This is a genomic window from Nocardioides sp. (assembly GCF_036401255.1).
Taxonomy (GTDB): Bacteria; Actinomycetota; Actinomycetes; order Propionibacteriales; family Nocardioidaceae; genus Nocardioides.
Genome location: NZ_DASWVI010000001.1, coordinates 1 through 6,532, shown reverse-complemented (window position 1 = coordinate 6,532; position 6,532 = coordinate 1). Strand labels below are relative to the sequence as shown.

Annotated in this window: 8 protein-coding genes; all 8 read left to right on the top strand. The window is 72.3% G+C overall.

The annotated features are described in order from the left end of the window. Window positions 1-324 precede the first annotated feature (324 nt). The 8 genes from VGD85_RS00040 to VGD85_RS00005 all read left to right on the top strand — a co-directional run bounded on the left by VGD85_RS00040 (window position 325) and on the right by VGD85_RS00005 (window position 6,465). Window positions 325-1,704 (top strand): hemolysin family protein, encoded by a 1,380-nt coding sequence (locus tag VGD85_RS00040; RefSeq protein ID WP_331061397.1) that lies wholly within the window; start codon window positions 325-327, stop codon window positions 1,702-1,704. After that, complete coding sequence (locus tag VGD85_RS00035; protein ID WP_331061396.1) at window positions 1,701-2,750, top strand: hemolysin family protein; 1,050 nt, start codon at window positions 1,701-1,703, stop codon at window positions 2,748-2,750. Before VGD85_RS00040 ends, VGD85_RS00035 begins: the two co-directional genes overlap by 4 nt. 80 nt (window positions 2,751-2,830) lie before the next feature. After that, the gene (locus tag VGD85_RS00030) at window positions 2,831-3,433 is read left to right on the top strand and encodes a CDP-alcohol phosphatidyltransferase family protein (RefSeq protein ID WP_331061395.1); all 603 of its coding nucleotides are present in this window, start codon (window positions 2,831-2,833) and stop codon (window positions 3,431-3,433) included. Beyond that, the gene (locus VGD85_RS00025) at window positions 3,426-4,292 is read left to right on the top strand and encodes a DUF881 domain-containing protein (protein ID WP_331061394.1); all 867 of its coding nucleotides are present in this window, start codon (window positions 3,426-3,428) and stop codon (window positions 4,290-4,292) included. The genes VGD85_RS00030 and VGD85_RS00025 overlap by 8 nt, the downstream gene beginning before the upstream one ends. Continuing rightward, a complete protein-coding gene (locus tag VGD85_RS00020; RefSeq protein ID WP_331061393.1) occupies window positions 4,289-4,621 on the top strand; it encodes a small basic family protein in 333 nt (110 codons plus the stop codon). Before VGD85_RS00025 ends, VGD85_RS00020 begins: the two co-directional genes overlap by 4 nt. Continuing rightward, window positions 4,614-5,357, top strand: coding sequence for a DUF881 domain-containing protein (locus VGD85_RS00015; protein WP_331061392.1), 744 nt, complete (start codon window positions 4,614-4,616; stop codon window positions 5,355-5,357). The genes VGD85_RS00020 and VGD85_RS00015 overlap by 8 nt, the downstream gene beginning before the upstream one ends. A gap of 74 nt (window positions 5,358-5,431) precedes the next feature. Further along, window positions 5,432-5,818 (top strand): glycine cleavage system protein GcvH, encoded by a 387-nt coding sequence (gcvH, locus tag VGD85_RS00010; RefSeq protein WP_331061391.1) that lies wholly within the window; start codon window positions 5,432-5,434, stop codon window positions 5,816-5,818. A 110-nt stretch (window positions 5,819-5,928) separates the two neighbouring features. Then, window positions 5,929-6,465, top strand: a complete 537-nt coding sequence (locus VGD85_RS00005; RefSeq protein WP_331061390.1) for an FHA domain-containing protein — start codon at window positions 5,929-5,931, stop codon at window positions 6,463-6,465. Window positions 6,466-6,532 lie beyond the last annotated feature (67 nt).

Sequence of the window (6,532 nt, the reverse complement as noted above, 5' to 3'; positions counted from 1 at the left end):
GTAGCTCGCGGCCGCGGAGGCGGGGGCGCCGGTGGCGACCACGGCGCCGGCGGCCACTCCGGAGGCGGCGCCGGAGAGCAGGGCGCGCCGCGACGCAGCGGCGGACGACCGGGAGGAGAGCCGAGACATGGACCGAGACCTGGGGGCGGGGACGGGAGCGACCAGGCTAAGCGCCGAGCGTCGCCGGCGGAGGGGAATCGGCGAATGTCGCAGCGCCCGGTCCGCCGGTAGAGTTCGGGGGCACCGAACCCGATAGCAGTGAGGACTCGACGCCCAGCTCATGGACGGCTCTCAAAGTCCGCGGCTCTCCCTGGGAGAGCGACGATGACCGCGTGGCTGCTGCTGGTGGCAGCCCTGCTCCTGATCCTCGCCTGCGGCGTGTTCGTCGCGGCCGAGTTCTCGTTCGTCACGGTCGACCGCAGCCAGGTCGAGCGCGCCGCCGCCGGCGGCGACGGCGGTGCCCACGGCGTCCAGCAGGCGTTGCGCAGCCTGTCGACGCAGCTCTCCGGTGCCCAGGTCGGGATCACGATCACGAACCTGGCGATCGGCTACCTCGCCGAGCCCGCGATCGCCGAGCTGATCGACGGGCCGCTCGGGACCCTCGGGACGCCCGAGGGCGCGATCACCCCCGTCGCCGTCGGCATCGGGCTGACGCTCGGGACGATCCTCACGATGATCTTCGGCGAGCTGGTGCCGAAGAACCTCGCTCTCGCCAAGCCGATGGAGGTCGCCCGCGCGACCCAGCGGTTCCAGCGGGCCTTCACCGCGCTCGCCCGCGGCCCGATCCGGGTGCTCAACGGCTCGGCCAACGCGGTCGTGCGCCGCCTCGGCATCGAGCCGCAGGAGGAGCTGCGCTCGGCCCGCAGCTCCACCGAGCTCGCCTCGCTGATCCAGCGCTCGGCCGACCTGGGCACGCTCGACGTGGAGACCGCCGAGCTGATGGAGCGCTCGGTGGAGTTCGGCGCCCGGACGGCGGGCGAGATCATGACCCCCCGGGTGCGGTCCAACAGCCTCGAGGTCAACGACCGCGCCAGCGCGGTGATCGCGCTGACCCGGGAGACCGGGCACTCCCGGTTTCCGGTGCTCGACGCCGAGGAGAACGTCGTCGGCACGGTCCACGTCAAGAACGCCGTCGCCCTGCCGGTGTACGAGCGGGCGACCACGAAGGTCAAGCACCTGATGGCCAAGCCGATCGTCGTGCCCGACTCGCTGCGGCTCGACCCCTTGCTCGCGCTGCTGCGCAAGGACGGGTTCCAGCTCGCCGTCGTGATGGACGAGTACGGCGGCTTCGCGGGCATCGTCACCCTCGAGGACGTCGTTGAGGAGATCGTCGGCGACATCGCCGACGAGCACGACCGGCTCAGCGCGAACGCGCGGCTGCAGCGGGACGGGACCTGGTCGCTCTCGGGCCTGCTGCGGCCCGACGAGGTCGAGGACGTGACGGGGATCGTGCTGCCCGACCACGAGGACTACGACACCATCGCCGGCCTCGTGCTCCAGGCGCTGGGCCGGGTGCCCGAGGTCGGCGACGTCGCCGAGGTGACCGTGCCCGACCGATCCGACCCCGACGAGCCCCGCGAGCAGCTCGTGACGCTCACGGTCGAGCGGATGGACGGGCTGCGCATCGACCGGCTGTCGCTGCGGCTCCACGACGGCGACGACGTCGCGGGCGGGGATCGAGCCGCCGAGAGGGACGGGCGATGAACAGCGCGACTGCGATCGTCCTGGCGGTGCTCCTGCTGCTGGGCAACGCGTTCTTCGTCGGGGCCGAGTTCGCGCTGGTGTCCGCCCGGCGTACCCAGCTCGAGCCGCGAGCCGAGGCCGGCTCACGGATGGCGCGCACGACGATCAAGGCGATGGAGAACATCTCCCTGGTGATCGGCGTCAACCAGCTCGGCATCACGGTGTGCTCGCTCGTGCTCGGTGCCGTCGGCGAGCCGGCGGTCGCCCACCTGGTCGAGCCGCTGCTGCACGCCGCCCACGTGTCCGAGGGGCTGCTGCACCCGGTCTCGTTCGTGATCGCGCTGGCGGTCGTCGTCTACCTGCACGTGGTCATGGGGGAGATGATCCCCAAGAACATCGCACTCGCCGGGCCGGACCGCGCCGCGCTCGTGCTCGGTCCCCCCATCTGGGGGATCGTCACGGTCCTGCGGCCGGTGGTCGTGGCGATCAACGCCGTGGCGTCCGGCGTCCTGCGGCTGCTGGGTGCCCGGCTCACCGACGAGGTCAGCTCCACCTACACCCGCGAGGAGGTGGCCGCGCTGGTCGAGGAGTCGCGCGGCGAGGGCCTGCTCGAGGCCGACGAGTACGACCGGCTCGCCGGTGCCCTCGGGTTCACCGAGAAGACCGTCACCGCGGTGCTGATGACGCCCGAGTCGCTCACCACCGTGCCCCGCGGCTCGAGCGGCGCCGAGGTCGAGGCGCTCTGCGCCACGACCGGGTTCAGCCGGTTCCCTGTCGTGGGCGCGGACCAGGGGCTGCTCGGCTACCTGCACATCAAGGACGTCCTGGAGCCCGACGAGGAGCGTCGCGACCGCCCGGTGGAGGACAAGTGGATCCGGCCCTTCGCGCCGGTCACCGCGGACCAGCCGCTCCACAGCGCGCTGGAGACCCTGCAGCGCCGCGGGGCGCACATGGGTCGCGTGGTCGACGCCGAGGGCCGCTCGCTCGGGCTGGTGACCCTCGAGGACGTCATCGAGGAGCTCGTGGGCGAGATCCGCGACGCGGCGCACCTGGAGGATCACGTCTGAGGCTGCAATTCCGGGCTGAGGGGGTCCCGGCCGATAGGGTGGGCCCGGCAAGCAGACCCGGGAGAGCAGACAGGCGAGCAGTGGCGGACGAACCGACGCGCAACCGCGTGTGGACGCTGCCCAACCTGCTGAGCGTGGTCCGGCTGGCCGGCGTCCCGCTGTTCCTGTGGCTGGTGCTCGGCCCGGAGGCGGATGGCTGGGCCCTCGCGCTGCTCGCGGTCTCGGGCGTCACCGACTTCCTCGACGGCTACCTGGCCCGCCGGCTGGGCCAGACCTCGACCCTGGGCCAGATCCTCGACCCGGTCGCCGACCGGCTCTACATCCTGGCGGTGGTCGTCGGGTTGGCGCTGCGCGACGTGATCCCCTGGTGGGCAGCCCTCTCGCTGCCGCTGCGCGACCTGCTGCTGTGGGCGCTGGTGCCGCTCCTGCGCACCCGCGGCTACAGCGCGCTGCCCGTGCACTTCCTGGGCAAGGCCGCCACGTTCAACCTGCTGTACGCCTTCCCGCTCCTCCTGCTCGGCGACGGCGACGGCACCCTCGCCACGCTCGCCGACGTCTTCGGCTGGGCGTTCGCGCTGTGGGGGATCGGTCTGTACTGGTGGGCCGGCATCCTCTACGCCTGGCAGGTCCGCACCCTGCTGGCGACCACCGAGCGACGCCCGGCGGCGGTCTCCGATGTCTGAGGCCGCCCGGCCCGCGAGCGGCCCCGTCGACCGGGTCAACGTCCCGCTGCTCACGCTGATCACCCAGCAGTCCCTCGACGAGGACTACCTCCACGTCGCCGAGCGGCGCGCCGCGACCCGGACGGTCGCGCCCCGGCGCCGGGGCCTCGGCACCGCCACGGTCGTCATCGCGGCGTTCGGCCTGCTGGTGACGGTCGCCGCCGTGCAGAACTCCGAGCAGGCGGGTGTCGCGAGCGAGAGCCGCAGCTCCCTGATCGCGAACATCGAGGATCGCAAGGCCGACGTCGCGGCCCTGCAGGACCGGATCGTCGACCTCCGCGAGCTCGACGTGTCCCTCCAGGACAACCTCGACGACGTCAGCGCAGCAGCCCAGACCGCCCAGGCCCGTGCCGACCGGCTCGCGGCCGCGACGGGCTTCGCGCCGGTCACGGGTCCCGGGGTGCGGATCACCGTCGACGACGCCGACGGGGTCGCGGTGCGAGACCGCGACCTGCGCCCGCTCGTCGACGGGCTCTGGAACGCCGGGGCCGAGGCGATCGCCATCAACGGCCAGCGCCTCACGGCGCGCTCGCCGATCCGCAACTCGGGCGTCGCGATCCACGTCAACTTCCGGCCGCTGTCGCCGCCGTACGTCATCCTCGCGATCGGGGACCGCGCCAGCCTCCAGGCCGACCTGATGGAGACCACCAGCGGCCTGACGTTCCGCGACACGGCCGCCCACTTCGGCTTCCCCTGGACCATGGACAATGAGGACCGGCTCTCCCTCCCGGCCGCACCGCAGCGACTCCTGCGGCTGCGGTGGACGGGGGAGGGCGCCGCCTCGAGCCTCGACCAGCGCCGGAAGGAGACCGCACCATGATCGCCGCACTCGGGCTGTTGGTCGGCATCGTGCTGGGGGTGATCTTCAAGCCCGACGTCCCGCTGGGGCTCGAGCCGTACCTTCCGATCGCCGTCGTCGCCGCCCTGGACGCGGTCTTCGGGGCCCTGCGGGCCTATCTGGACGGCATCTTCGACGACAAGGTCTTCGTGGTCTCGTTCCTCAGCAACGTCGTGATCGCCGCGGCGATCGTCTACCTCGGTGACAAGCTCGGTGTCGGTGGCCAGCTCTCCACGGGCGTCATCGTGGTCCTCGGGATCCGGATCTTCTCCAACGCCGCCGCGATCCGCAGGCACCTGTTCCATGCCTGAACCGGTGCAGCCCGAGCCCCAGACCGGCCGGCAGCGGCTGGTCCGGGCGCTGCTGCGCCCCTCGCGCGGCCAGGTCGTGGTCGCGGTGCTGCTCGCGGTCCTCGGCTATGCCGCCGTCACCCAGGTCCGGTTCAACGAGGTCGACAACACCTACGCGAGCCTGCGCGAGCAGGACCTCATCGACGTGCTCAACGGCCTCGCCGGCACCACCCAGCGCACCGAGGCCCAGATCGCCCGGCTTCAGCGCACCCGCGACGACCTGCTGTCGAGCACCGGGGCCCGGGAGGCCGCCCTCGCCCAGGCCCAGCAGGAGACCGACACCCTCTCGATCCTGGCCGGGCTGGTGCCGGTCACCGGGCCGGGCATCCGGGTCACGATCACCGAGCAGACCGGGACCGTCCGGGTGCAGAGCATGGTCGACACCATCCAGGAGCTGCGCACGGCGGGCGCCGAGGCGATCCAGGTCAACGGCCAGGTCCGCGTCGTGGCCGACACGGCCGTCGAGGACACCTCCGGGGGCCTGCTGATCGGGGGCGAGGTCGTCTCCTCGCCGTACGTCCTCGACGTGATCGGGGAGCCGGAGACCCTGGCCAGCTCGGGGGTGGACTTCCCGGACGGACCGCGCGACCTGTTCGAGGACGACGGCGCGAGCGTCACTGTCGACAAGCTCGCCTCCCTGGACATCGAGAGCGTCGTCAAACCGCCGCGACCGCAGTACGCCGAACCCGCGGGCTAGCAGTAACCTCACGGCTGGTGCCACCCGCACCCCACCTGCCCGGCGCGCGCCGGGCCCGTCCAGGAGGAGACGCCTTGTACCCCGACGACCTGAAGTACACCAGCGAGCACGAGTGGGTCCGCGACCCCGGCGAGCACGACGGATCGGTCCGCGTCGGGATCACCCACTACGCCCAGGACGCGCTCGGGGACATCGTCTACGTCTCGCTGCCCGAGGTGGGGGAGACCGTGAGCGCCGGGAGCACCTGCGGCGAGCTGGAGTCCACCAAGTCCGTCAGCGACGTCTACGCGCCCGTCTCCGGCGAGGTCGTGGCCCGCAACGACGCGCTCGACGCGACGCCGGAGCTGGTCAACAACGACCCCTACGGCGGCGGCTGGCTCTTCGAGATCGTCCCCAGCGACCGCGGCGAGCTCGGCGGCCTGCTCGAGTCCGCGGCGTACGAGTCCTCGCTCGACGGCTGAGCCCGGCCCCGGCGTTCTGCCTTGATCGGCCGGGTGGGGCTGATAGGTTCGGAGCAACCGTCAACCTCAACCCGGCCTTGAGGGTTTGCCGTCGACCGAAGGACAGACCGATGCCGTTCTGCACTGCGTGTGGCACGCAGAACCCCGACGACGCGCGCTTCTGTGCCCAGTGCGGCACCCGCCTGGTCACCGCCGCGCCGCCCGCGTCCCCCGCGCCCTCCGGCGGCGAGGGGGTGGGCGACTCCACGGCGACGATCGCGATCGGGCTCGGTGGCGACAAGGTCGAGACCTCCGACCGCCAGCTCAACGCCGTCGACGCCGCCGCGGTCGACGCGTTGCCGGCCGGGCACGCTCTCCTCGTCGTGCAGCGCGGCCCGGGCGCCGGCAGCCGCTTCCTGCTCGACGCCGACGTCGTCAACGCGGGTCGGCACCCCGACAGCGAGATCTTCCTCGACGACGTGACCGTCTCGCGGCGGCACGCGGAGTTCCACCGATCGGGCGAGACGTTCACGGTCAGCGACGTCGGCAGCCTCAACGGCACCTACGTCAACCGCGACCGCATCGAGACCGTGCCGTTGAAGGACGGCGACGAGGTGCAGATCGGGAAGTACCGCCTGGTCTTCTTCGCCGGTCACGAGGACGCCTGAGGACCCCGGGACAGTGGGGGTCCAGTCCGCCGAGCGCCACGAGGCGCTCCTCAACATCGGCCAGGTG

Excerpts from the sequence above, each read along its gene's own strand:
- VGD85_RS00040 (WP_331061397.1), top strand. The coding sequence starts at position 325 with ATGACCGCGTGGCTGCTGCTGGTGGCAGCCCTGCTCCTGATCCTCGCC.
- VGD85_RS00035 (WP_331061396.1), top strand. The coding sequence starts at position 1,701 with ATGAACAGCGCGACTGCGATCGTCCTGGCGGTGCTCCTGCTGCTGGGC.
- VGD85_RS00025 (WP_331061394.1), top strand. The coding sequence starts at position 3,426 with ATGTCTGAGGCCGCCCGGCCCGCGAGCGGCCCCGTCGACCGGGTCAAC.
- VGD85_RS00020 (WP_331061393.1), top strand. The coding sequence starts at position 4,289 with ATGATCGCCGCACTCGGGCTGTTGGTCGGCATCGTGCTGGGGGTGATC.
- VGD85_RS00015 (WP_331061392.1), top strand. The coding sequence starts at position 4,614 with ATGCCTGAACCGGTGCAGCCCGAGCCCCAGACCGGCCGGCAGCGGCTG.
- VGD85_RS00005 (WP_331061390.1), top strand. The coding sequence starts at position 5,929 with ATGCCGTTCTGCACTGCGTGTGGCACGCAGAACCCCGACGACGCGCGC.